Origin of the sequence: Streptomyces sp. NPDC050610 (assembly GCF_040654875.1) — a bacterium.
GTDB lineage: Bacteria > Actinomycetota > Actinomycetes > Streptomycetales > Streptomycetaceae > Streptomyces.
This window is the reverse complement of sequence record NZ_JBFAIV010000019.1, coordinates 81,084-104,005: the sequence shown is the minus strand read 5'-3', so window position 1 is coordinate 104,005 and position 22,922 is coordinate 81,084. Positions and strand designations below refer to the sequence as shown.

Sequence of the window (22,922 nt, the reverse complement as noted above, 5' to 3'; positions counted from 1 at the left end):
TGCCCGCTCCTCCGACCCGTCCGCCGTGGCTCACAGATTCCGGCCGATCCCCATCAGCCGACCGAAGACGCCGAACGCGGCCACCGTCAGCGGAATGGCGAACGCTCCCAGCACCGCGCCCATCCCGCCGAACCAGCCCGGGCGGCGCAGTGGCGGCAGCTCCGGTCGCATCAGCCGCCGGAACCCGTACATCACCAGCACGGCGCCGATCGCCAGCACCGCCAGCGGCCCCGCCCAGCCCGGCAGCCCCAGCTGCGCCGGGCCGCCGATCAGCAGCAGGCTGAACAGGCCGACGGCCCCGGCGATGCCCACCGGCGCCACCTCGATCACGACCTTCGCCGCCCCGGCCCGCAGCAGCAGGCCGAGCCCGACGCACGCGGTGATCGCGGCGGCGAACGGGGACCGCTCGTCGGACCCGAGCACCACCAGGCAGGCGGCGGTCACCAGCGACAGCACCCCGCCCCACAGAGCGAGCAGCAGCATCGCGGTGCGCACGGCGGCATCCAGCTCCGCGCCCTCGGGCTCGGAGCCGCCGGCCGGCGCGGCGCGCCGGAAGCCGAAGGCGGCCACCCGCCCCGCCGTCGCCGGGGCGATGGTGAGCAGCCCGAACGCCACCACCGCGACGACCGCCGCGCACTGCGCGACGTCCGCCTTCAGCAGCGCCAGTACGGCGGTCAGCACCGTGGCGATGAAGGCGCCGAGCAGGACCGCGGCGGTCGTCACGCCCATCGACGCGACGGAGGCCAGCACCGCGCCCACCAGTACGCCGCCCGCCAGGCTCAGCGCGGTCACCCCGGCCGGGGTCAGCGCCGACTGCTCCGACGCGCGCTGCGCCACCAGCGTCCAGGACGCCATGGCCATGCACGGCACCGCGCACAGCGCGAGGGCCAGCCGCACGGACGCCGGCACGGCCCACCGCCGTTCGGCGGCGACCCAGGCCAGCGCGGGCAGCACCAGGCCCAGAGCGCCGGCCACGGTGCCGGTGACCGCGGTGTCGACCGGGCGCAGGACGACGACGAGCAGCAGCGCGGCGATCCACCAGACCAGGCCGCAGGCCATGACCGTGACGGTGCGCGCCCGCGCGTCCCAGCGGCGGTCCAGCAGTCGCTCGGAGGCTTCCGACACCTGCTCGGCCACGTCCTGGACGACCGCTTCGTCGAATTCCCCGGCCACCAGGTCGCGCAGGTAGAGCAGCTGACCGTCCACCACGCCGACCTCGGCCAGGCTGCGCTCGGGCTCGAACGGACCCGTCGTACTGGTCGCCAGCGACCAGGCGGCGGGCATCAGCTCGCTCTCCTCCAGCTCGCACATACGGGCCAGGTCATCGATGTAGTCGGCGATGGGGGCACGGGCCGGGACCGCGAGGTCCACCTGCCTGCGTTCGCCTACGACCGTGATCCGGCAGTGCTCATCGGCCATCGGGTGCTGTCAGGTCCTCTCGTACTCGGTGCGGTCCGCGCGGCCGGCTCAGTGGTGCTGCCAGGTACGGACGTTGGCCCACTCGGCCTCGGAGTAGTTGGCGAAGTTGACGTTCATCGCCATGGAGATCTGGCCGAGCACGCCTTCCGGCCCGAACAGGCCCTCGGCGGCGGTGTTCCACTCGGCCTGCAGACCCTCGTAGTAGGTCTGGGCCTGGCCGTTCCAGGTCTCCGCGATCGGCTGCAGCAGGACGATCAGCTGGTGCAGCTCGTCCGCGATCTGATCGGCGAGACCGTTGATATAGGTGCCCGCGCCCTCCAGCTCCGCGCGGACCAGAATGGATGTGTTGTCGATGCCTGCCACGGCGCTACTCCTCGTACGATCGGTCGGTCAGCCGAGCCTGGCGGCCGGGAGCTCGCTCTGCAGGGTGTGAATCCGCTGCAGGGCCGCCTGCTCGGACTCCTTGTAGTTGACCTCGTTGCCGCGCAGGCCGGAGGCGATGGCAGTCAGCGCCTGGTGCAGCATCTGCGCGTACGTGTCGTACTCGGCCATGTAGATCTGGAAGGTGTTGTGGGCGATGCCCTGCCAGGACTGCTCCAGCTGAATGACGTACGACTTGAGGTTCGCCAGCTTCGCCTCGACGTCCGTCGCGGTGTTGTCGCAGGAGACGGCAGCCGCGGCGACCATTTCCGGAGTTACCTTGAAATCCGTCGACATCTAGCCCGCCCTCTCAAACCAGTCTCAACCGGCACTTGGCTGTTCCGCCGCAACTCTCGCAGTGCGCCGGGCATGCGAACAGTCCCCTGTTCTGATGTCCCCCCTGGCGTCCCGCCGCGCCCGCGCCGAAGCGGAACACCGCGGGCACAGAGGTCGTATGGGGGCAAAGCGCCGAAGGCCGCCGGGCCCGGACGCCGATGAGGGGCGAGCCGCCGGACTCGCCCCTCATCGCCTTGTGTTCGCTTGTTCCCCGTGTCGCGCGCGTTCCGCGGGTACGTGCGGAACGGTTCAGCGCACGGTGACCGTCAGCACGGGGGAGACGACACCGCCGCCGGCGATGCGCAGCTCGTTCTTGCCCTTGATGCCGAGCTTGACGCGCATGGAGTACGTGCTGGACTTGTTGACGGCGACGGACGCGGGCAGCGAGACCCACTTGGCGCCCTGCTTCTGCTGCAGGGTGACCGTGGTGCCCGCCTTGATGCCGGTCGCCGTGCCGGAGATCCGGAACTGCTCCCACGCCTTGACCGAGGTCGCGCTGGCCTTGGCGGTGAGCGCGGCCTTGGCGGGGGCGGGCTTCGCCGGAGCGGGAGCCGGGGCCCGCTTGGCCGGGGCGGGCTTCGCGGCGGCCGGAGCCGGCTTGGCGGGGGTCGCCTTGCCGGGGGCGGGCTTCGCGGCCGGCTGGGCCGGGACGGCGTGGCCGGCGGGGGCGGGGGCCGGGTTCGAGGCCGCCATGGCTGCGGTCGCGCCGCCGGTGAGCACGGCGGCGCTGAGGGCACCTACAACGGCGAGACGGTATGCACGGTTCATGGGGGGTTCCTCCCTGGTGTGCGTGTTGTGAGCCTTCACGGAGGAACACGGTGAAAATGGGGCTGCGGTTGCCTCTGCGCCGAGGTTCTTCACAAATCCGCGCGCCGTGCCAAGTCGGGCGGCCCTCAAAGCCCTTGAGCGATGCCCGAGCTGCCCGAACCGCCCGGCTGTTCGTACTGCCCGAACCGCCCGGTTGTTCGGACTGGCTGGCTGCCCGGTTGCCTGGCTGCCCGGCTGCTCGGGCCGCCCGGACTGCCTGGACCTCCCGTGCCGCTGCCTGGACCGCCCGGCCCGCCCGTACCGCCCCACTGCCTGCACCTCCCGTGCCGCCGCCCGGCCCGCCCGGACCGCGGCTCCATCCGCCCCCGGCCGAGAAGCGGCGCGTACCGGCCTTCCCAACCGGACGTCACCCGCGCGACGCTGACCCCATGGCCCCGCAGACGCTCACCGAGAACCCCTTCACCCTTGGCGTGGCTTCCGGCGACCCGCTGCCGGGCTCCGTCGTGCTGTGGACGCGGCTCGCGCCCCGGCCCTACGAGGTGGGCGGCGGCCTGCCGCCGACCGGCAGCGTGAGCGTGGCCTGGGAGCTGGCCGCCGACGACGCGTTCGGCGCCCCCTTGCAGAGCGGCACCGTGGCCGCGCCCGCCTCCGACAACTACACCGTGCACCTCGACGTGCGCGGCCTCGAAGCGGCCCACGAGTACTACTACCGCTTCCACGTGGACCAGTGGACCAGCCAGGTCGGCCGCACCCGCACCGCTCCCGCGGCCGGCGCGGCCGTCGGCGCCCTGCGGCTGGGGCTCGTCTCCTGCCAGCAGTACGACGAGGGCTACTACACGGCGCTGGCGCACCTCGCGGAGGAGGAGCTCGACGCCGTCCTGTTCGTCGGCGACTACATCTACGAGAACGCCATCAACGCCCAGGCGGGCGCCCGCCATTACACCGACCACCCACTGCCCGCGATCTTCAACCACTGGACGGTCACCCTCGACGACTACCGGCTGCGGTACGCGCTCGGGAAGTCGGACCCGGACCTCCAGGCCGCGCACGCCGCCCACCCCTGGATCGTCACCTGGGACGACCACGAGGTCGAGAACAACTACGCGGGCGACATCTCCCAGCACAACGACCCGATCGACCAGTTCCGCCGCCGCCGGGCCGCCGCCTACCGCGCCTACTGGGAGAACATGCCGCTGCGCGAGGCCCAGCGGCCCAAGGGCCCGGACATGATCCTCTACCGCCGCTTCCAGTACGGGCGGCTGGCGCAGTTCGACGTGCTCGACACCCGGCAGTACCGCTCCGACCAGGCGTACGGCAACGGCTGGAACTACCCCGGCCCCGAGTCGGAGAACCGCGCCCGCACGCTCACCGGCGCCGCCCAGGAGCGCTGGCTCCTCGACGGATTCCGCGCCTCCACCGCCACCTGGAACGTCATCCCGCAGCAGGTCGCCTTCTGCCGCCGCAAGAACACCACCGCCAAGCGCTCCCGGCTCTCCATGGACGCCTGGGACGGCTATCCCGCCTCCCGCGCGCGGGTCCTGGCCGGCGTCGAGCGGGCCGGTATCGGCAATCTCGTCGTGCTCTCCGGAGACGTGCACGTCAACTACGCCATGGACATCAAGAAGGACTTCAACAGCCCCGCCTCCCCGACGCTGGGCGTCGAGTTCGTCGGCACCTCGGTTTCCAGCGGCTTCGACGGGGCGGACAGACCCGCCGACTGGTCCACCATGACGGCCGCCAACCCGCACATGAAGTTCTACAACGGCCGCCGCGGCTACGTACTGCTCTCGCTGGACGACGAGCGCGTACGGGCCGACTTCCGCACCGTCACCGGGGTCCGCGACCCCGGCGCACCCGTCTCCACGGCCGCCTCCTTCGTCTCCGAAGCGGGCGATCCGGGACTGAAGCCCGCTTGACCGCGATGCGACCCGGTTCATACCTCGGTAAGGGCCGCAGCCGCCCGCGGTCATGACACCATGGTGTATCAACCAAGTACCCATGGAGCGACGCATGTCGGACCCCGGCCCTACCACGGCCGAGAGCCAGAAGGCCCCCGAGAGCCCCGAGAACACCGAGCCCCCCGAGAACCCTGACGGAACCCGCATACCCACCCCGCCCAAGGCCGCGGCACGCCGCGCCGGCCTGCTCGTCACCCTGGTGCTCGGCGGCCTCACCGCCCTCCCGCCGCTCTCCATGGACATGTACCTCCCCGCGCTCCCGGAGGTCACCGACGCCCTGCACAGCCCGGCCGCGACCGTACAGCTGACCCTGACCGCCTGCCTCGTGGGCATGGCGCTCGGCCAGCTCGTCGTCGGCCCCATGAGCGACAAGTGGGGGCGCCGCCGGCCGCTCCTCATCGGCATGGTGATCTACATCCTCGCCACCGCCGTCTGCGCCGTCGCGCCCACCGCGCCGCTGCTCATCGGCTTCCGTCTGATCCAGGGCCTCGCCGGGGCCGCCGGCATCGTCATCGCCCGCGCCGTCGTCCGCGACCTCTACGACGGCATCGCCATGGCCCGCTTCTTCTCCACCCTGATGCTCATATCGGGCGTCGCGCCCGTCGTCGCCCCCCTCATCGGCGGGCAGATCCTGCGGCTCACCGACTGGCGCGGCGTCTTCGTCCTCCTCACCGTCATCGGCATCCTGCTCACCCTCGTCGTCTGGCGCTGGCTGCACGAGACCCTGCCGCCGGACCGCCGCCACGCGGGCGGCCTCGGCGACGCCCTGCGCACCATGCGCTCGCTCCTCGCCGACCGCGTCTTCGCCGGCTACACCCTCGCGGGCGGCCTCGCCTTCGGCGCGCTCTTCGCCTACATCTCCGCGTCGCCCTTCGTCGTCCAGGACATCTACGGGGCCTCCCCGCAGACCTTCTCCCTGCTGTTCGGGATCAACTCCATCGGCCTCGTCGCCGTCGGCCAGCTCAACGGCAAGGTCCTCGTCGGCCGCGTCAGCCTCGACAAGGCCCTCGCCGTGGGCCTCACCGTGATCACCCTCGCCTCCGTCGCGCTGCTCCTGATGACCGCCGGCGTCTTCGGCGAACCGGGGCTGGCCCCCATCGCCGTCGGACTGTTCGTGCTGATGTCCGCGATGGGCCTCGCCATGCCCAACACCAACGCCCAGGCCCTCATGCGCTCCCGCGACGCCGCCGGCTCCGCGTCCGCGCTGCTGGGCACCTCCACCTTCCTGCTGGGCGCGATCGCCTCGCCGCTCGTCGGCATCGCGGGCGAGCACACGGCCGTGCCGATGGCCGTCGTCCAGCTGGCGTGCGCGCTCGCGGCCGTCGCCGCGTTCGTGGGACTGTGCCGTCCATGGCAGCGCAGGAACGAGACCATGAGCTGAGCGCACTCCGCCGAGAAGCGGCCGCGCTCCCGACGGGGGCGCGGCCCTGGTGCGCCGGCGTGGTGGTGCTCGCCGGGCAGGGCCCGGCCACCCTCGTCGAGGCCGCCGCCGGCTGGGCGCTGCGGTACGCGGCCCACGACGCCGAGCTGCCGCGCGACCGGTGGCTTCCCGCGCGCACCGACACCGTCTTCGACCTCGCGTCCCTGACGAAGCTGTGCACCGCGATCGTCGCGGTCCGGTGCGCCGAGCGCGGCCTGCTGAGCCTCGACGGCCCCCTCGGCCCGTACGGGCTCACCCCGCGACAGCTCCTCACCCACACCTCCGGCCTCCGCCCCGAGCTCCCGCTGTACGAGCACGCCGACCGGGACGCGATGCGCCGCGCCGTCCGCGACGAGCCCCCGCTCACCGCGCCCGGCGGCCCGTACCGCTACTCCGACCTCAACATGCTGCTGCTCCAGGACGTACTGGAGGACGTCACCGGGCTGCCGCTCGACCGGCTTGTGCACGACGGGATCACCGGGCCGCTCGGTATGGCCGACACCCGCTTCAACCCGCCCGCCGCGTGGCTGCCGCGCATCGCCGCCACCGAGGACCAGCGCCGCCCCTGGGCCAAGCTCGACCGCGGCATGGTGCACGGCGCCGTCCACGACGAGAACGCGTACGCGCTCGGCGGCGTCGCCGGTCACGCGGGGCTCTTCGGCACGGCCCACGACCTGGCGACGCTGTGCCGCGCCCTGCTGGCGGGCGGCGGGCCCGTCCTCTCCGCCGCCTCCGTCGACCTGCTGCTCACCGAGCCGGGCCTGGGCTTCGCCGTCGACCAGCCGTGGTTCATGGGCGGCCTGGCGGGGCGCGGCGCGGCGGGCCACACCGGGTTCACGGGCACGAGCCTGGTCCTGGACCGCGCCACGTCCTCGTACCTGATCCTGCTCGCGAACACCGTGCACCCGCGGCGTCGGGAGAGCGGCAGCGCCCCGCGCGCGGCGGCGGGCAGCAGGCTGGCGCGGGCGCTGGGCTGACCCCGGGCCGACGGGCCGACGGGCCGGCCGGCTGAGTGGCCGGCTGACCGGCCGACTGGCTGGCCGGCCGACTGGCTGGCCGACCGGCCGATCGACTGACCGACTGCCCCCACCGGCCCGCCGACCGGCCTTATCCCTGGTCGGCTTCGGTACGGTCCAGCAGCCGTTCGTAGCGCTGGCGGGCGGCCTGCGGGGTGCCGAGGCCCAGCCCGAAGGCGACCTCGGGCCAGGTCATGCCGCGCCCGCGCGCCATCTGGAGGAGCCCGGCCTCCAGCTCGTCCAGCTCGCCGCGGACGAGGGGGAGGAGGGACAGGGCGGCGGTGATGTCGGCGTGGTCCACCTCGGGTTCGCCGTCCTCGCGGAGCGCGGCCCCGCTGAGCAGGAACGCCACGAGCCGGACGGCCTCGTGCGCGCCGAGGAGCATGGGGTTGGCCTGGCGGCGGCGCTGCTCGTCGCTGGCCGCGTGCCGCTCGGCGATGCGGAAGAGGGAGGCGGGGACGCGCTGCGCGCGGGCCTGGTCGGGGTGCGGGGGAGTGAAGAGGTCGGGGGTCTGCTCGGGGCTCTCGCCGGGTGTGGACGTCATGAGCCGAGCATGAACGGGCGCACAAACCACTGTCAACAGATTGAGATGAACAACCTGTTTGCATAGTGGCTTGTGCGCCCGTTCGGCCGGCCGTGGAGCGTTACAGCGAACGCTCCATCCGCTCCGCCATCAGCTTGATGAACCGCGACGGGTCGCTCAGCTCGCCGCCCTCGGCGAGCAGCGCCATCCCGTAGAGGAGCTCCGCGGTCTCCCCGAGCCCGGCGTCGTCCTCCCCGGACCGCTCCCCGTAAGCCTTATTGACCGCGCCGACCAGCGGGTGCCCGGGGTTCAGCTCCAGGATGCGCTTGGCGCGCGGCACTTCCTGGCCCATCGCCCGGTACATGTTCTCCAGGGCCGGGGTCGCGTCATGCGCGTCCGAGACGACGCACGCGGGCGAGACGGTCAGGCGCGAGGAGAGCCGCACCTCCTTCACGTCCTCGCCCAGCCGCTCCGTCATCCACGTCAGCAGCGCCCCGAACTCCTCCTGCCGCTTCTCGCGCTCGGTCTCGGCCTCCTTCTTCTCCTCCTCGCTGCCGAGGTCGACCTCGCCCTTGGCGATGGACCGCAGCTGCTTGCCGTCGAACTCGGGGACCGCCTCGACCCACACCTCGTCGACCGGGTCGGTGAGCAGCAGCACCTCGATGCCCTTGGCCCGGAACGCCTCCATGTGCGGGGAGTTCTCCAGGGCCTGCCGGCTCTCGCCGGTCAGGTAGAAGATGTGCTCCTGGCCGTCCTTCATGCGTTCCACATACTGCGCCAGGGTCGTCGGCGACTCGGCGTCGTGGGTCGAGGCGAACGAGGAGACGCCGAGGATCGCGTCGCGGTTCTCGAAGTCGCCCAACAGCCCCTCCTTGAGGACGCGGCCGAACTCCCGCCACAGCGTGGCGTAGCGCTCCGGGTTCCCGGACATCATGTCCTTGATCGTGGACAGCACCTTCTTCGCCAGCCGGCGGTGCATCAGCTGGATCTGCCGGTCCTGCTGGAGGATCTCCCGCGACACGTTGAGCGACAGGTCCTGCGCGTCGACGACGCCCTTGACGAACCGCAGGTAGGGCGGCATGAGCGCTTCGCAGTCGTCCATGATGAAGACGCGCTTCACATAGAGCTGCACACCGCGCTTGTGGTCCCGCATGAACAGGTCCTGCGGCGCGTGCGAGGGGATGAACAGCAGCGCCTGGTACTCGAAGGTGCCCTCCGCCTGCATGCGGATCGTTTCGAGCGGGTCGCTCCAGTCGTGGCTGATGTGCTTGTAGAGCTCGTGGTACTCCTCGTCGCTCACCTCGTCCCGCGACCGCGCCCACAGCGCCTTCATCGAGTTGAGCGTCTCGGGCTCGGGGTCGGTCTTGGTCTCGGTCTCGGTTTCCGGGGTCTCCCCGTCCGCGCTCTCGGCAGGCGCGGGCGGCTCGGCGGCCATCCGGATGGGCCAGGTGATGAAGTCGGAGTAGCGCTTGACGATCTCCCTGATCTTCCACGGGGAGGTGTAGTCGTAGAGCTTGTCCTCCGCGTCCGCGGGCTTGAGCCGCAGCGTGACGGAGGTGCCCTGCGGCGCGTCCTCGACGGTCTCGATCGTGTACGTGCCCGCGCCGTCGGACGTCCAGCGGGTGCCCTGGCTCTCGCCCGCGCGCCGGGTCAGCAGCGTGACCTCGTCGGCCACCATGAAACTCGCGTAGAACCCGACCCCGAACTGGCCGATGAGCCCTTCGGCCGCGGTCGCGTCCTTCGCCTCCTTCAGCTCCTGGAGGAACTTCGCCGTACCGGAGTTGGCGATCGTTCCGATGAGCTCGCGCACCTCGTCGTACGACATGCCGATGCCGTTGTCCCGCACGATCAGCGTGCGGGCGTCGCTGTCGGCCTCGACGGCGATGTGGAGATCGGACGTGTCGGCGCCGAGCGCGTCGTCGCGCAGGGACTCCAGCCGCAACTTGTCCAGTGCGTCGGAGGAGTTGGAGATGAGCTCGCGCAGAAAGACATCCTTGTTCGAGTAGATCGAGTGGATCATCATCTGCAGGAGCTGGCGTGCTTCTACCTGGAACTCGAACGTTTCGGTCGGCATGATTCGCTAATCCTTCTCAGGTGCCAAGGGCTGACCTGGGAACTCTAAAACAGCGAGCCGACCCGGGTCCCGGCCCGGCCGAATCCCGTCGATCCGGAATCCGCGCCACCGCACGCCGGACCCGCCCCCTCCGCGCCGGCGGGTGACTGGCTCAACTCCGTTCACAGTCTTGACACTTGACGTTCACAATCAGACCCTTTTCCGACCGGGCCGTGCACCTTGTCGGCCCGGCGCTCGGTGTGCCATGAATCTGCCCGCAGCTCCCGCCCCCGGCCAAGGGGGCGGCGGAGAGGAGACGACTGTGCTCAGACGCACGGTGACAGCCATGGCCGTGGCGACCCTCGCTTTGAGCGGCGCCCTCGTCAGCACCACCGCGAGCGCCGCACCCACCGCGAAGGCCGCGGTCGACTGCAAGCACTCGATCTCCCATGAAACCCCCGGCAGCGCGTCCGGGACCTTCAAGAAGAACGTCACCCTCAAGACCGGCCCGTACGCCGACTGCGGGAAGGTGAAGGAACTCCCCGCGGGCACCAAATTCTGGATCTGGTGCGGGGCGTACAACAACTACAAGAACCTCTGGTATTACGGCCGCGTCGACGGCACGCAGACCAAGGGGTGGGTGTACGGGGACAACCTGGTGTGGTCCGGGACCTGGAAGAGCTGCTGAGCCCCGCACGACGCACGACCGACCCCATCGCCCGCCCCAGCAGGGGCCGAGAAGAGGAGACGACTGTGCTCAGACGGACCATGACAGCCCTCGCCGTGTCGGTGCTCGCCCTGAGCGGCGCCCTCGTCGGCACCACCGCGAGCGCCGCGCCCGCGGCGAAGGCCGCGGTCGACTGCAAGCACTCCATCACCCATGACCACCCCGGCAGCGCGTCCGGCAGGTTCAACGGCGGCTTCAACCTCAAGACCGGTCCCTACGCGGACTGCGGCAAGGTGAAGAAGTTCCCCGAGGGCACCAAGTTCTGGATCTGGTGCTCCACCTACAACAGCTACAACAACCTCTGGGCGTACGGCCGCGTCGACGGCACCGAGACCAAGGGCTGGATTCCCGTCAAGGATCTGGTGTGGAGCGGCTATATGTACGCGTGCTGAGCGCGTAATCCCGTAATCCCGTAGTTCTGCGATTCCGTGATTCCGTGAATCTGTGTCGCCGTAATTCCGTAATGCCGCGGTTCCGTGATGCCGCGGTTCCGTGATGTCGCAATGCTGTAAGGCGCGGTCCCGGCCCGGCGCTCCGCCGCCCGGCCGGGGCCGCCGTACCGGCGGGGGAAGCGGGCGGGCGGCGGCCCGTAGAATTCGGCGGATGTACGACGCCCCCGAATCCCCCCGGACCGGCGAGACGCTGCGCGCGGCGCTCGCCGAGCTGCTCGACGGGCTCCCGCCCAAGCAGGCCGCGCAGGCCGTCGACCGGCTGATCGCCAACTACCGGGGGCGCACGCCGACGGACGCGCCCGTCCTGCGCGACCGCTCGGACGTGGTCGCCTACGCCGCGTACCGGATGCCCGCGACCTTCGAGGCCGTACGCGCCGCGCTCGACGCCTTCCGGGAGCAGGACCCCGACTGGTCGCCGGCCACCCATGTGGACGTCGGCGGCGGCACTGGCGCGGCGAGCTGGGCGGTGGACGCCGCCTGGCCCGGCGCCGAGCGCGCCACGACCGTCCTGGACTGGGCCGAACCGGCGCTCGCGCTGGGCGGCGAACTCGCCCGCACCGCCACGTCCCCGGCTCTGCGGGCGGCGCGGTGGCAGCGGGCGGAGATCGGCGCCGGGCTGAAGCTGCCGGACGCGGACCTCGTCACCGTCTCGTACGTGCTCGGCGAGCTGACCGACGCCGCCCGCGGCGCCGTGGTCGAGGAGGCGGGCCGCGCCGCGCGGGCCGTCGTGATCATCGAACCCGGCACCCCCGACGGCTACCTCCGCGTCCTCGCCGCCCGCGACCGGCTGATCGCCGCGGGCCTGCGGGTACTCGCGCCCTGCCCGCACAGCGCGGCGTGCCCGATCGTGCCGGGCACGGACTGGTGCCACTTCTCGGCCAGGGTCAGCCGCTCCTCCCTGCACCGCCGGGTCAAGGGCGGCTCGCTCCCGTACGAGGACGAGAAGTTCAGCTACGTCGCCGCAGTACGTACGCCCGTAGAACCGGAGCCGGACCCCTCCCTGCGGACGCCCGTAGAACCGGCCCCCGCCCGCGTCGTCCGCAGGCCGCAGATCCGCAAGGGGCAGGTGCTGCTGGACCTCTGCACGGCCGAGGAGCAGATCCGCCGCGAGACGGTCACCAAGCGCCACGGCCCCCTCTACCGCGCGGCGCGGGACGCCGACTGGGGCGACGCCTGGCCGCCCGCCTGACGGGGCCGGGTTCCGCGGGAGCGGACCGGCCCCCGTCCGGCTCCGTTCAGCGCAGCTCCTGCGTGCAGCACTTCACGCTGCCGCCGCTCTTGAGCAGCTCGCTCAGGTCCAGCCCGACCGGTTCGAACCCCCGCTCGCGCAGCGGCTCGAACAGCCCCACCGCCGCCTGCGGCAGCACCACATGGAGGCCGTCGCTCACCGCGTTGAGGCCCAGCGCCTCGGCGTCCGGCGCGGCGGCGGTCAGGGCGTCGGGGAACAGCCGCTCCAGCACGGCCCGGCTGCCGGGCGAGAAGGCGCCCGGGTAGTACATGATCTCGTCGCCTTCGGCATCGAGCACGCACAGCGCGGTGTCGAGGTGGTAGTAGCGCGGATCGACCAGGTCGAGTCCGATCACGGGGCGGCCGAAGTACTCCTGGACCTCGGCGTGCGACAGCGGGCTGCTGCGGAAGCCGCGGCCGGCCAGCAGCCAGGAGGAGGTGACGGCGAAGTCGCCTTCGCCCTCGTTGATGTGCTCGGGCTCGCGGACGTCCCGGTAGCCGTGGGAGCGGAACCACTCGGCGTGCAGGGCGGCCTCGGCGGTGCGTTCGGCGTGGGCGAAGCGGGCGCCGAGCACCCGGCCGTCCACCACCGTGGCGCCGTTGGCGGTGAAGACCATGTCGGGCAGGCCGGGGCGGGGTTCGAGCTCCTCGACGGTGTGGCCGAACGAGCGGTAGCGGTCGCGCAGGTCCTCCCACTGCGCGACGGCGAGCCGCAGGTCCACGGGCTTGGCCGGGTCCATCCAGGGGTTGATGGAGTACGTGACGCGGAAGTGGTCCGGGGGGCACATCAGATAGCGCCTGGCGGTGGCGGAACGCGGTGGCATACGCAAGGAGAGCTCCTCACGACGGAGTCGGGTACGCGCGGGATGTCGCACGTGCCCAAATAGTCCACCCCGGCGTCCCGTACCGCATGATCCGTACGGGTGGTTTACGGCCCGTATCCGCGGCGGGCGGCGCGCGACGTGCCACGGGGCGTGCCGCCCGGACCGTACGGAAAGCGGACCCGCCGCCCGCCCCGTCGCCCGCTCCGCCCCCCGTCCTGCCACCCGCTCTGCCACTCGCCTTGCCACCCGCTCTGCCAAGACGAAACGTCTCGACTAGGGCGCTCGTTATCCTCGGGGCATGCCGAACAAGACAGCGCCCGACTCCACCCGCCGCAGCGAACGGTCCCGCCGCGCCATCCTCGACGCCGCCCTCGAACTCGTCGCCGAGAACGGATTCGCCAAGCTGACCATCGAGGCCATCGCCGCCCGGGCCGGCGTCGGCAAGCAGACGATCTACCGCTGGTGGCCCTCGAAGGCCGCCGTGCTCTTCGAGGCGTGCCTCCCCGAGGGCAACGACCCCACGACCGTGGAACTCCCCGACACCGGCGACATCGAAGCCGACCTCAAGACCGTGCTGCGGGCCACCGTCGACGAACTCCACGACCCCCGCCTCACCGGCCCGACCCGCGCGCTCGCCGCCGAGTCGCAGAGCGACGAGGACCTCGCGGCCCTGCTCACCGAGCGGGTGCTCGAACCGCAGCTCCAGGCGTACGTACGCCGGTTCAAGACCGCCCAGGAAGCCGGCCAGATCGCCGAGGGCATCGATCTGCGCATCGCGCTCGAACTGTTCGTGGGCCCCCTCTTCCACCGCTTCATGACCCGCACCCTCCCGATCACCCACGAGTACGCCGACACCGTCGCCGACCTCGCGCTGCGCGGCATGCGACCCCGCTGACCGCCCCGCGCGGGCCCGCTTCGGCCGGCCACGGTCCGTACGCCCTACGCACACAGTCCGTACGCGCCCCAGCGCGCCACCCGTGCGCGCCCCCGCCTGCCGACGTACGCCCCTGACGCCCGTACGACCCGTCCCGGCCACCCCGGATACGGACACTGGTCACACCAGGAGCAGGATGGTGGCAGCATTGATCCCAGCCCGCGGTCGAAGTGAGGGGATAGATGGAACGCAAAAGCAGGTTCTCCCAATGGCTGCGCCGACCGAGGAGCACGGCCGCCGATACGGGCGCGGACGCCGAAGCCGTCCGCGAGGATCTGCTCCTGGCCGCCGCCGTCGCGGGCTTCCCGCTGTCCCTCGCCGCGCACCCCTCGGGCTACGGCTGTTCCTGTGAACGCATCGGCTGTCCGACCCCGGGCCGCCACCCCGTCTCCTTCGCCTGGCAGACGCTGGCCACCACCGACCCAGAGAAGGTCGGCGGCTGGCTGCGGGCCAATCCCCAGGCCAACTTCATCACCGCCACCGGCATCAACCAGGACGTCCTCGACGTGCCCCTCGAAGCGGGGCGGCAGGCACTGGAGCGGCTCGATGCGGCGGGCGTCGAGGTCGGCCCCGTCGCCACCTGCGCGCCCGACCGGATGCTGTTCTTCACCAAGACCCGCGGCACCCCGGACGACGAGGACGAGTGGTGGCCGTGCGAGCTGGACTGCCACCCCGAGACGATGGACGAGCACCCCGGACTGCGCTGGCACTGCCGCGGCAGCTATGTGCTCGTACCGCCCTCGCGGGTGCCCGGCGACGGGCTGGTGGCCTGGCTGCTCGGCCCCGAGCGGCCGCTGCCCGAGCCGCTGACGCTGCTGGAGTCGCTCACCGACGCCTGCGCGCAGTTCGCGGGGGAGCGGCCGGACCACGACCACGAAGCCGCCGCCTGGCCGATCGGCCGCTGACGCCGGGCGCTGCCTGATCCTCGGAGGCCGGTCGTCGGTCCGGGCCCGTACGGGCGCCGGCCGTCCGTACGGACCGTACGGACCTCAGCCGCCCTTGACCGCGGTGAGCCCCTCGATCCGGTTGAGGAAGGCCACCTGGCCGCCCGCGTCCTTCGACGGCACCTTCACCGCCGACTCCGAGACCTTGGTGAACGTCACCGAGCGCTTGAAATCGCCGGTCAGCAGCGCCTTGGTACGCGGATCGCCGATCGCGGGCTGCACGCCCTTGGCCAGCGTCCGCTTCTCCCGGTGGTGCGCCGTGAAGAAGACCACCGCGCCGCCGTCCTCGGTGCGCAGCGCCAGCGGCGCGTACTCGGGCGGCCCGGCCGGGGTGTCGATGTACGCCGTCCAGAACGACGGGGTGCGCCGCAGCTTCTCGCGGGCCTCGCGCGTCCGCGACGTCGACTGGCCCGGCGCGAACTTCCCCTTGCCGCTCTGGAGATAGGTCGTGTACGCGCCGCTCAGCGCGCCCGGGTCGACGACCAGCCCCGAGTCCTCGCCCGCCGGCACCGGCTCGGCCCAGCCGTCCTCGCCGGTCGCGAACTCCGGCCGCTCGCCGGAGTTGAGGATCGACAGATAGGCCGCGCGCCACGGCTTCTTCGCCCCGTCGCGGGTGAAGACCAGGTACCAGCGGTTGCCGTCGCGGTTGCTGGCCGAGTCCGCGACGAAGAACTTCGGCCACCCGGCCTGCGCGGGGATGGTGAAGCGGGAGTCCTTGAACTCCAGCGCCGGATACGAGGCGTTCCCGCCGGGGGAGAGGGCATGCTGCGCGGTGAGGTCGGCCCGGTTGTTCGCCGCCAGCGGCCCGGCCTCGAACCCGTCGACGGCCGCCGGGTCGAGCTTCCGGTACGCCTTGTTGTACGCGTCCGTGAACCCCTGGAGGACCTTGGGGGCCTCCTCGCGGCTCACCGCGGGCAGGATCTCCCGCTCGCCGTGCACCGTCACGCACCCGGTCAGCGTCAGGAGCGTCGAGGCCGCGAGTGCGGTGAACAGGCGACGGGGCAACCGGCGTCTCATCGGGCTTCGGCTCCTTCAGGGCTGCTTGGGACGGCGCAACCCTACCGGGGGCGGCGCGGGCGAGGGGGCCGGGTACCCGAACAGCCGCCCTCAGCCCTCGCCCCGCCCGCCCCGCGCCGCCCGCCGGGGGATCACCAGCGGCTCCCCGGTCCGCGGATGCGCGAGGACCTCCACCGGCTGCCGGTAGACGCGCGTCAGCAACTCCGCGTCGAAGACGCGCTCCGGCGGCCCGTCCGCCGCGATCCGCCCTTCGTGCAGTACGGCCACCCGGTCCGCGTACGCGCCGGCCAGCCCGAGATCGTGCAGGACGACCACCACCGCGTCCCCCGCCGCCGCCCGCTCCCGGCACACCCGGAGCACCAGCTCCTGATGGCGCAGGTCGAGCGCGGCCGTCGGCTCGTCGAGCAGCAGCAGAGGGGCGCGCTGCGCGAGCACCCGGGCCAGCGCGACGCGGGCGCGCTCGCCGCCGGACAGCGCGGAGAACGGCCGCTCGGCGAACTCCGTCACCTCGGCGGCGGACATCGCCTCGCGCACCGCCTCGTCGTCCGCGTCCTCGGCGGGCGTACCGGCCCAGGGCGCGCGCCCCATCCGCACCACCTCCTCGACCGCGAACGGGAAGGACACCGCGGCCGACTGCGGCAGTACGGCCCGGCGCAGCGCCAGCTCGGGGGCCGACCAGTCGGCGGCGGGCCGCCCGCCGACGCGGACCTCGCCGGACTCGGGGGCCAGATCGGCGGCGAGCGCGGCCAACAGCGTCGACTTCCCCGCCCCGTTGGGCCCCACCAGCGCCAGCACCTCGCCCGGCTCGACGCCGAGATCGACCTCGGCCAGGACGGTACGTCCCCCCAACCGCACCCGCAGGGCGACGGCTTCGACCAGCGGGACACCGGGGGCGACGGGCCGCGGCAGCGCCCGCACCCGTGAAGAGAACAACCCCTTGATCATGCCCAGCCCCTTTGCGCGGTGGCGGCAGCGGCGGCGGTGGTCTGAGGGGGGCGGGCCGTCATGCCCAGCCCCCTTGCTTGCGCCGGGTCCTTCGCAGCAGCCAGCGGTGTCTTCCCGGGGGCAACCCCCGGACCCCTGGCCGGGATCCCGTGCGGGGCTCGGTGGCGGTCTGCGGTGAGCGGGTCGTCATGCCCAGCCCCCTTGCTTACGCCTGGTACGCCGCAACAACCAGCGGTGTCTTCCCGGGGGCAACCCCCGGACCCCCGGCCGGAATCCCGTGCGGGGCTCGGTGGTGGTCTGCGGGTGGCGGGCCGTCATGCCCACCCTCCCTGCTTGCGCCGAGTCCTTCGCAGCAACCAGAAGAAGAACGGGCTCCCGAAGAGGGCCGTCAGTACGCCCAGCGGCAGCTCGGCCGGCTGGGCGATGGTGCGGGCCGCGAGGTCGGCGGCGACCAGGACGAGGGCGCCGCCCAGCGCGCTGCCCAGTACGAGGAGCCGGTGGCCGGGGCCCGCGGCCATGCGTAGCAGGTGGGGGACGAGCAGGCCGACGAAGGTGATGATGCCCGCCACCGCCACGGCGGCGGCCGTCAGCAGCGCGACGACCAGGACCAGCGTCATCCGCAGCCGCTCCACGTCGACGCCCAGGTGGCGCGCGGAGCGTTCGCCGAGCGAGAGGAGGTCCAGTTTCCGCGCGTAGAAGGGGGCCACGGCCAGCCCGGCCAGGGCGCACGGCAGGACCGCCAGCACCTTGGGCCAGGTGGCCTGTGCGAGCGAGCCGAGCTGCCAGAAGGTGATCTGGGTGACCTGGGCGTTGTCCGCGAAGAAGACGAACAGGCCGATCAGCGCCATCGCGAAGGCGTTCACGGCGATGCCGGTGAGGATCAGTGTCACGACCTCCGTACGGCCGCCCGATCGCGACATCACGTACACGAGCGCCACCGTGACCAGTCCGGCGAGGAACGCGCAGCCCGTCACCGTCCAGTTGCCGAAGAAGCTCAGCCCCAGCGCGATCGAGCCGGCCGCGCCGACGGCCGCGCCCGCGGAGATGCCGATGACGCCGGGTTCGGCCAGCGGGTTGCCGAACACGCCCTGCATCAGGGCGCCCGCGCAGCCGAGCGACGCCCCGACGAGCAGGGAGAGGACGACCCGGGGCAGCCGCACGTTCCACAGCACGCTCTCGCCGACTCGGTCCAGCCGCGCCCCGCCGAGCCCGACGCGGTGCAGCAGCGAGCCGAGGACGTCGCCGACGGGGATCTCGTACGCGCCGATGCCCGCGGAGAGCAGGCAGAGCACGAGCAGGGCGGCGGCCATGGCCGCGATGAGCAGGGTCCGCCGCCCGCGGCGGCCGGCGGCGCGCGGCCGGGGCGGCGGGCCCCCGGCGTCCACGGGGCCCACGGGTCCCTCGGAGGCCGCGGCCTTCGTCGTAACGGCCATGTCAGGAGCCGCCCTTGTGGATCTGCTCGACGAGGGTCTTGAGCACGGTGTCGGTGCGGGGGCCGAAGTTGAGCAGGACGCCGTCGTCGACCGTGACGATCCGGCGGTCCATCCCGGCCGGGGTCTCGGCGACGCCCGGCACCTTCAGCAGGCCGTCCACGCCGCCCACCGAGTCGAGCCCCTTGGTCATCAGGAGCAGCACGTCGGGCGCGGCCTTGGCGAGGGCCTCGCTGGTGATCGGTGTGAAGTCCTTCTTCAGCCCGGACTCCGCGCCCGCGTCGACGCCGCCGGCCGCCTCGATGAGGGAGTCCGCGCCGGAGCCCTTGCCGCCGAGGAGGTAGACGGCGGCCGAGCCGCGCAGGTAGAGGAAGGCGACGCGGGGCTTCTCGCCGCTGTGCGGGATGTCCTTCCGCACGGCCGCGACGCGCTGTTCGGTCCGCTTCCGCAGTTCGTCGCCGGACGCGCGTACGCCGAGCGCCGCCGCGACCTGGTCGATGCGGGCGCCGACGTCGGAGAGCTTCTTGGGCGGGTCGAGCACGACGAGGGGGATGCCCGCGGCCCGGATCTGCCCGATGGCCTCGGCCGGGCCGGTCGTGGTGTCGGCGAGGACGACGGTGGGCTTGAGGGAGAGCACGCTCTCCGCCGAGACGTCGTGGGCGCGGGTCACCACCGGCAGCTTCTTCGCCTGTTCGAACGTGGCGGTGATGTCGCGGGCGACGACGTGGTCGCCGAGGCCGAGCGTGAACACGGTCTCGGAGAGGGAGCCGGTGAGCGGGACGATCCGGTCGGTGCTGCGCACGGTCACGTCGTGGCCGTCGGCGGACCGCACAGTGGCGGGCAGCTTGGGCTCGGGGCGCGTCGCGATCGGCTGCACGCGGTCGGCGGCGGCCCGCTGCTTCTCCGCGCCCGCCGAGCTCTTGCCGCCGCCCTCGCCGGAGGTCCCGCAGCCGACGAGCGCGATGGACAGGGCGAGGACCGCCACGAGTGCGCGGAGGGGGCGCGGGGCCCGTATTGGCGCGCCCGCCGACTGCCGTTGCTGCACGATTCAGCCTTTCCGCTTCCTGGAGGTATCCGACCCGAACGGTCGTAGCTTAGGTTAGCCTTACCTCATTAACCACACCCTGGAGGGGTTCCTGATGCTGCCGTTCAGACCTGTGCGCGCCGTCAGCGCGGGCAGGGCGTTCGCCCTCGCGCTCTCCGCGGCGCTGACGGCCGCGCTGCTGCTCCCGGCGGGTACGGCCCACGCGGCGGACAGCCGCACGGTCTCCGGCGGCAGGCTCGACTGGGGCATCAAATCCTCCTTCCAGAGCTACGTCACCGGGCCCATCGCACACGGCAGTTGGACCTTGCAGGGCGGAGCGGCCACGGTCGGCGGCAGCGCGTTCCGCTTCCACTCCGCCAAGGGCTCGTACGTACCGGACAGCGGCGACTTCGAGGCGGGCTTCTCCGGCGGGGTCCGCTTCACCGGCCACAAGAAGCCCGATGGCAGCAACGAACTGGACCTCACCATCAGCCGCCCCACCGTCCGGATATCCGGCGGCAAGGGCACGCTCTACGCCGACATGGTCAGCAAGGCCAAGGGCAGCGGGCGCGTCACCACCGCCTCGCAGGTGCCGCTGGCCGCACTCAACCTCTCCGGCGTGAACATGCGCGGCGGCGGCACCGCAGTCGCCCTCGCCAACATCCCCGCCACCCTCACCGCGCAGGGCGCGCAGGCGTTCGCCGGCTACTACACGGCGGGCACCGCGCTCGACCCGGTGAACCTGTCGGCCGACGTCCGGCCGGGCGCGGCGGACCCGTCCCCGAGCGCGACGCCTTCCGGCGACGCGGCCGAGGACAAGGACAAGGAGCACGAGAAGGACGCGCCCAAGGGCGAGTTCACGGACGCGGCCGTCGACTGGGGCGTGCGCCGCACGTTCCGCGAGTACGTCACCGGGCCCATCGCCCAGGGCAAGTGGCAGCTCGGCGACGGCGCCCAGGACGGCGGCGCGCTCTTCCGCTTCCCCAAGGGCAAGGGCTCCTACGACGAGGACAAGGGCGCCCTGGACGCCTCCTTCGCCGGCACCCTGCGCTTCACCGGCGCCCACCTCGACCTCTCCTTCCGCGACGTCGAGGTCGCGGTGCGGGACGGCAAGGGCACGCTGTCCGCGGGCGTCTCCGACGGGAAGAGCGAGCACGAGTCCGTACCGCTCGCCACGTTCGAGGCGAAGAGCCTCAAGCCGAAGGACGGCCTGATCGCCATCGCCGAAGCACCGGCCAAGCTGACCGCCGAGGGCGCGAAGGCGTTCGGCTCCATGTACCAGGAGGGCGCCGACATGGACCCGGTCTCCCTCTCCGTCGCCCTCGACGCCAAGGCGAAGCTGCCGCCGCTGCCGGATCTCGGGCACGCGCCGAGCGCGACGCCGAAGGCGGCCGACGCCAGTTCGACGCCCGCCGCAGCCGCTTCTTCGTCGGACTCGTCGGACTCGTCGAGTTCATCGGCCGTGCCGATCGCGGCGGGCGCGGGCGCGCTGGTCGTACTGATCGCCGCCGGCACCGCCTTCACCGTCGTCCGCAAGCGCCGGGCGGCTGCCGCTGCCGGAGCGGGCGCGGAGGACGGAACACCGCCCGCGAAGGACTGACGGGCGTGCGCCACGCGCTCCGCGGCGGCGGGCTGCCCCCTGTCGCCCCCGCGCCGCCCCTGCCGTACGACGGCCCCGGCTTACGGCCCCGGCTTACGGCCCCTCCTCGGCCGTGAACCGCATCCCCCCAACACCCCCTCAAGGAGAACCCCGATCATGACCGTCACCCCGCCCACGCCTCCCGCCCGCCCCGCGCGGCGCTTCGCCCTCGCCGCCGCCACGGCCCTCGCGCTGGGGGCGGGCGCGCTGAGCATCCCCGCGTTCGCGGCCGACGGCGGCGCGGCCGGCCCGCCGAAGGTGGAGCTCAAGGACGGCACCCTGGACTGGGGCGTGAAGGAGTCGTTCCGGAAGTACGTGACCGGGATGGCGAAGGGCACGATCGAGACCGCGGCCGGCGCGAAGCAGGCCGCCGACAACGGCCCGTTCACCTTCACCGGCGGCTCGGGCACGTACGACATGGGCACGCACGCCGTCGCGACCACCTTCAAGGGCAGCGTCCGCTTCGTCTCGAAGGCGCACCGCTTCGACATCGAGCTCGCCGATCTGAAGCTGTCCACCAAGGGCACGGCCGGCAGCATCACCGCCGACATCACCGCGGAGGGCAAGACCGAGGACGACGTCGAACTGGCCTCGCTCGACCTGTCCAAGGCGGAGCGGAGCAGCGGCGACTCCACGATGACCTTCGCGAAGATACCGGCGAAGCTCACGGCCGAGGGCGCGAAGGCGTTCAACGACATGTACCAGGAGGGGCAGGAGCTGGATCCGGCCACGCTCACCGTGAAGACGGGCGGCGGCGGGCAGCCCACCCAGAACCCGACGACGGGGCCGACCCAGAATCCGACCACCGGCCCGACGACCGACCCGACGACCGGTCCCACCGGCAACCCCACGGACGGGCCGTCGCGCCGGCCCACCACCGGACCGACCGGCCAGCCGACCACGCAGCCCACCCCCTCCGGCAAGGCGCCCGGCGACGCCGACGGGTCCGGTGGCGACGCGGCCGCCGAGTCCGGCCCGATCGCCGACGGCAACCTCGACTGGGGCGTGAAGAAGTCGTTCCGCACGTACATCACCGTCGGCGCGAAGGGGAAGATCCAGCTGTCCGGCGGCGCGGCGAAGAACGGCGACGGGTACCGCTTCCCCAAGGGCCACGGCTCGTACGACGCCGACAAGTCGGCCCTGGACGCGGCCTTCGACGGCGCGGTCCGCTTCACCGGCCACGAGGGCCAGCTGGACCTGAAGTTCAGCGACCTCAAGGTGCGGGTCAAGGGCGGCAAGGGCGCGCTGGTCGCGGACGTCTCCGCCAAGGCCCGCGACAGCGGCAAGGTCGAGAACAGCAAGGATCTGCGCCTCGCCGACCTGGACCTGAGCGGCAAGCCGATGAAGGCCAAGGGGAAGATCGTCACGCTCTCGGGGGTGCCGGCCCGGCTCACGGACGCGGGTGCCAAGGCGTTCGGCGGGTACTACGACGAGCCCGCGAAGCGCGACCTCGACCCGGTCACGCTGAACGTCTCCCTCGACAAGAACGCCCAGCTCCCCGACGGCTCCGGCTCGTCCGGCTCGTCCGGAGGCTCCGGCGGGTCGTCGGCAGACGGCGGCCTCGGCGGCGGCGCGGGCACGACCGGCGGTTCCGGCGGCATCACGGGCGGCTCCGGCGGCGGCAGCTCCCTCGCCAGCACCGGCTCCAGCGCCCCCACCACCGCACTCGTGGGCGGCGCCGCGGCCCTCGTCCTCGCGGGCGGCGCCGCCGCGTACGCCACCCGTCGCCGCACCGGCGCACGAGGCTGACGGGCCCGCAGACCGCGCGGGCCCGACTCCCAGCGGGCCCGCGCACCGGCCGGAGCCTCCGATCGCTCACGTCGGAGGCTCCGGCCGCAGGTGTTTC

General features: G+C 72.6%; 21 protein-coding genes. 10 read left to right on the top strand and 11 right to left on the bottom strand.

Annotation, left to right across the window (positions count from 1 at the left end; all coding sequences use genetic code 11):
- Positions 1-30: 30 nt before the first annotated feature.
- The 4 genes from eccD to AB0I22_RS23600 all read right to left on the bottom strand — a co-directional run bounded on the left by eccD (position 31) and on the right by AB0I22_RS23600 (position 2,943).
- Positions 31-1,419: a type VII secretion integral membrane protein EccD gene (gene eccD / locus AB0I22_RS23615; protein ID WP_363132851.1), complete on the bottom strand. Its 1,389-nt coding sequence runs from the start codon at positions 1,417-1,419 to the stop codon at positions 31-33.
- A 48-nt stretch (positions 1,420-1,467) separates the two neighbouring features.
- On the bottom strand, positions 1,468-1,782 hold the full coding sequence (locus tag AB0I22_RS23610) for a WXG100 family type VII secretion target (protein ID WP_363132850.1): 315 nt from the start codon (positions 1,780-1,782) through the stop codon (positions 1,468-1,470).
- Positions 1,783-1,809: 27 nt separating this feature from the next.
- Positions 1,810-2,136, bottom strand: coding sequence for a WXG100 family type VII secretion target (locus AB0I22_RS23605; protein WP_363132849.1), 327 nt, complete (start codon positions 2,134-2,136; stop codon positions 1,810-1,812).
- Between the two features lie 288 nt (positions 2,137-2,424).
- On the bottom strand, positions 2,425-2,943 hold the full coding sequence (locus tag AB0I22_RS23600; protein ID WP_363132848.1) for a hypothetical protein: 519 nt from the start codon (positions 2,941-2,943) through the stop codon (positions 2,425-2,427).
- Positions 2,944-3,371: 428 nt separating this feature from the next.
- Between AB0I22_RS23600 and AB0I22_RS23595 the strand changes: the two genes are divergently transcribed.
- The 3 genes from AB0I22_RS23595 to AB0I22_RS23585 all read left to right on the top strand — a co-directional run bounded on the left by AB0I22_RS23595 (position 3,372) and on the right by AB0I22_RS23585 (position 7,298).
- Positions 3,372-4,859: an alkaline phosphatase D family protein gene (locus tag AB0I22_RS23595; RefSeq protein WP_363132847.1), complete on the top strand. Its 1,488-nt coding sequence runs from the start codon at positions 3,372-3,374 to the stop codon at positions 4,857-4,859.
- Positions 4,860-4,953: 94 nt separating this feature from the next.
- Positions 4,954-6,282, top strand: coding sequence for a multidrug effflux MFS transporter (locus AB0I22_RS23590; protein WP_363132846.1), 1,329 nt, complete (start codon positions 4,954-4,956; stop codon positions 6,280-6,282).
- Positions 6,252-7,298, top strand: coding sequence for a serine hydrolase domain-containing protein (locus AB0I22_RS23585; RefSeq protein WP_363132845.1), 1,047 nt, complete (start codon positions 6,252-6,254; stop codon positions 7,296-7,298). Before AB0I22_RS23590 ends, AB0I22_RS23585 begins: the two co-directional genes overlap by 31 nt.
- 130 nt (positions 7,299-7,428) lie before the next feature.
- On the opposite strand, the gene AB0I22_RS23580 is transcribed toward AB0I22_RS23585, so the two are convergent.
- A complete protein-coding gene (locus AB0I22_RS23580) occupies positions 7,429-7,881 on the bottom strand; it encodes a DNA-binding protein (RefSeq protein ID WP_363132844.1) in 453 nt (150 codons plus the stop codon).
- Positions 7,882-7,981: 100 nt separating this feature from the next.
- Positions 7,982-9,934: a molecular chaperone HtpG gene (gene htpG, locus AB0I22_RS23575; protein ID WP_363132843.1), complete on the bottom strand. Its 1,953-nt coding sequence runs from the start codon at positions 9,932-9,934 to the stop codon at positions 7,982-7,984.
- A 301-nt stretch (positions 9,935-10,235) separates the two neighbouring features.
- Between htpG and AB0I22_RS23570 the strand changes: the two genes are divergently transcribed.
- The 3 genes from AB0I22_RS23570 to AB0I22_RS23560 all read left to right on the top strand — a co-directional run bounded on the left by AB0I22_RS23570 (position 10,236) and on the right by AB0I22_RS23560 (position 12,281).
- Positions 10,236-10,601: a hypothetical protein gene (locus AB0I22_RS23570; protein ID WP_363132842.1), complete on the top strand. Its 366-nt coding sequence runs from the start codon at positions 10,236-10,238 to the stop codon at positions 10,599-10,601.
- A 65-nt stretch (positions 10,602-10,666) separates the two neighbouring features.
- The gene (locus AB0I22_RS23565) at positions 10,667-11,032 is read left to right on the top strand and encodes a hypothetical protein (protein WP_363132841.1); all 366 of its coding nucleotides are present in this window, start codon (positions 10,667-10,669) and stop codon (positions 11,030-11,032) included.
- A gap of 211 nt (positions 11,033-11,243) precedes the next feature.
- Entirely contained in the window at positions 11,244-12,281 is a 1,038-nt protein-coding gene (locus AB0I22_RS23560) for a small ribosomal subunit Rsm22 family protein (RefSeq protein WP_363132840.1), read from the top strand.
- Between the two features lie 46 nt (positions 12,282-12,327).
- Here AB0I22_RS23560 and ddaH read toward each other — a convergent pair whose 3' ends face one another.
- Entirely contained in the window at positions 12,328-13,143 is an 816-nt protein-coding gene (gene ddaH / locus AB0I22_RS23555; protein ID WP_363132839.1) for a dimethylargininase, read from the bottom strand.
- Positions 13,144-13,441: 298 nt separating this feature from the next.
- Here ddaH and AB0I22_RS23550 point away from each other — a divergent pair, with 298 nt between their 5' ends.
- Together AB0I22_RS23550 and AB0I22_RS23545 are read left to right on the top strand one after the other, a co-directional pair.
- Entirely contained in the window at positions 13,442-14,038 is a 597-nt protein-coding gene (locus AB0I22_RS23550; RefSeq protein ID WP_363132838.1) for a TetR/AcrR family transcriptional regulator, read from the top strand.
- 221 nt (positions 14,039-14,259) lie between these two features.
- On the top strand, positions 14,260-14,982 hold the full coding sequence (locus AB0I22_RS23545; protein WP_363132837.1) for a bifunctional DNA primase/polymerase: 723 nt from the start codon (positions 14,260-14,262) through the stop codon (positions 14,980-14,982).
- 84 nt (positions 14,983-15,066) lie between these two features.
- On the opposite strand, the gene AB0I22_RS23540 is transcribed toward AB0I22_RS23545, so the two are convergent.
- The 4 genes from AB0I22_RS23540 to AB0I22_RS23525 all read right to left on the bottom strand — a co-directional run bounded on the left by AB0I22_RS23540 (position 15,067) and on the right by AB0I22_RS23525 (position 19,458).
- Entirely contained in the window at positions 15,067-16,038 is a 972-nt protein-coding gene (locus AB0I22_RS23540; RefSeq protein WP_363132836.1) for a hypothetical protein, read from the bottom strand.
- A gap of 90 nt (positions 16,039-16,128) precedes the next feature.
- Positions 16,129-16,989 carry a heme ABC transporter ATP-binding protein gene (locus AB0I22_RS23535; protein WP_363132876.1) on the bottom strand — a complete coding sequence of 287 codons (861 nt, stop codon included), beginning with the start codon at positions 16,987-16,989 and terminating at the stop codon, positions 16,129-16,131.
- Between the two features lie 308 nt (positions 16,990-17,297).
- Positions 17,298-18,416: an iron ABC transporter permease gene (locus tag AB0I22_RS23530; RefSeq protein WP_363132835.1), complete on the bottom strand. Its 1,119-nt coding sequence runs from the start codon at positions 18,414-18,416 to the stop codon at positions 17,298-17,300.
- A gap of 1 nt (position 18,417) precedes the next feature.
- A complete protein-coding gene (locus AB0I22_RS23525; RefSeq protein ID WP_363132834.1) occupies positions 18,418-19,458 on the bottom strand; it encodes an ABC transporter substrate-binding protein in 1,041 nt (346 codons plus the stop codon).
- A gap of 94 nt (positions 19,459-19,552) precedes the next feature.
- Here AB0I22_RS23525 and AB0I22_RS23520 point away from each other — a divergent pair, with 94 nt between their 5' ends.
- Both AB0I22_RS23520 and AB0I22_RS23515 read left to right on the top strand, forming a co-directional pair.
- Positions 19,553-21,037 carry an HtaA domain-containing protein gene (locus AB0I22_RS23520; protein ID WP_363132833.1) on the top strand — a complete coding sequence of 495 codons (1,485 nt, stop codon included), beginning with the start codon at positions 19,553-19,555 and terminating at the stop codon, positions 21,035-21,037.
- 156 nt (positions 21,038-21,193) lie between these two features.
- On the top strand, positions 21,194-22,825 hold the full coding sequence (locus AB0I22_RS23515) for an HtaA domain-containing protein (protein ID WP_363132832.1): 1,632 nt from the start codon (positions 21,194-21,196) through the stop codon (positions 22,823-22,825).
- Positions 22,826-22,922 lie beyond the last annotated feature (97 nt).

Excerpts from the sequence above, each read along its gene's own strand:
- AB0I22_RS23590 (WP_363132846.1), top strand. The coding sequence starts at position 4,954 with ATGTCGGACCCCGGCCCTACCACGGCCGAGAGCCAGAAGGCCCCCGAG.
- AB0I22_RS23560 (WP_363132840.1), top strand. The coding sequence starts at position 11,244 with ATGTACGACGCCCCCGAATCCCCCCGGACCGGCGAGACGCTGCGCGCG.
- AB0I22_RS23545 (WP_363132837.1), top strand. The coding sequence starts at position 14,260 with ATGGAACGCAAAAGCAGGTTCTCCCAATGGCTGCGCCGACCGAGGAGC.
- AB0I22_RS23550 (WP_363132838.1), top strand. The coding sequence starts at position 13,442 with ATGCCGAACAAGACAGCGCCCGACTCCACCCGCCGCAGCGAACGGTCC.
- AB0I22_RS23585 (WP_363132845.1), top strand. The coding sequence starts at position 6,252 with ATGGCAGCGCAGGAACGAGACCATGAGCTGAGCGCACTCCGCCGAGAA.
- AB0I22_RS23600 (WP_363132848.1), bottom strand. The coding sequence starts at position 2,943 with ATGAACCGTGCATACCGTCTCGCCGTTGTAGGTGCCCTCAGCGCCGCC.
- AB0I22_RS23530 (WP_363132835.1), bottom strand. The coding sequence starts at position 18,416 with ATGGCCGTTACGACGAAGGCCGCGGCCTCCGAGGGACCCGTGGGCCCC.
- AB0I22_RS23580 (WP_363132844.1), bottom strand. The coding sequence starts at position 7,881 with ATGACGTCCACACCCGGCGAGAGCCCCGAGCAGACCCCCGACCTCTTC.
- AB0I22_RS23605 (WP_363132849.1), bottom strand. The coding sequence starts at position 2,136 with ATGTCGACGGATTTCAAGGTAACTCCGGAAATGGTCGCCGCGGCTGCC.
- eccD (WP_363132851.1), bottom strand. The coding sequence starts at position 1,419 with ATGGCCGATGAGCACTGCCGGATCACGGTCGTAGGCGAACGCAGGCAG.
- AB0I22_RS23540 (WP_363132836.1), bottom strand. The coding sequence starts at position 16,038 with ATGAGACGCCGGTTGCCCCGTCGCCTGTTCACCGCACTCGCGGCCTCG.
- htpG (WP_363132843.1), bottom strand. The coding sequence starts at position 9,934 with ATGCCGACCGAAACGTTCGAGTTCCAGGTAGAAGCACGCCAGCTCCTG.
- ddaH (WP_363132839.1), bottom strand. The coding sequence starts at position 13,143 with ATGCCACCGCGTTCCGCCACCGCCAGGCGCTATCTGATGTGCCCCCCG.
- AB0I22_RS23515 (WP_363132832.1), top strand. The coding sequence starts at position 21,194 with ATGACCGTCACCCCGCCCACGCCTCCCGCCCGCCCCGCGCGGCGCTTC.
- AB0I22_RS23595 (WP_363132847.1), top strand. The coding sequence starts at position 3,372 with ATGGCCCCGCAGACGCTCACCGAGAACCCCTTCACCCTTGGCGTGGCT.
- AB0I22_RS23520 (WP_363132833.1), top strand. The coding sequence starts at position 19,553 with ATGCTGCCGTTCAGACCTGTGCGCGCCGTCAGCGCGGGCAGGGCGTTC.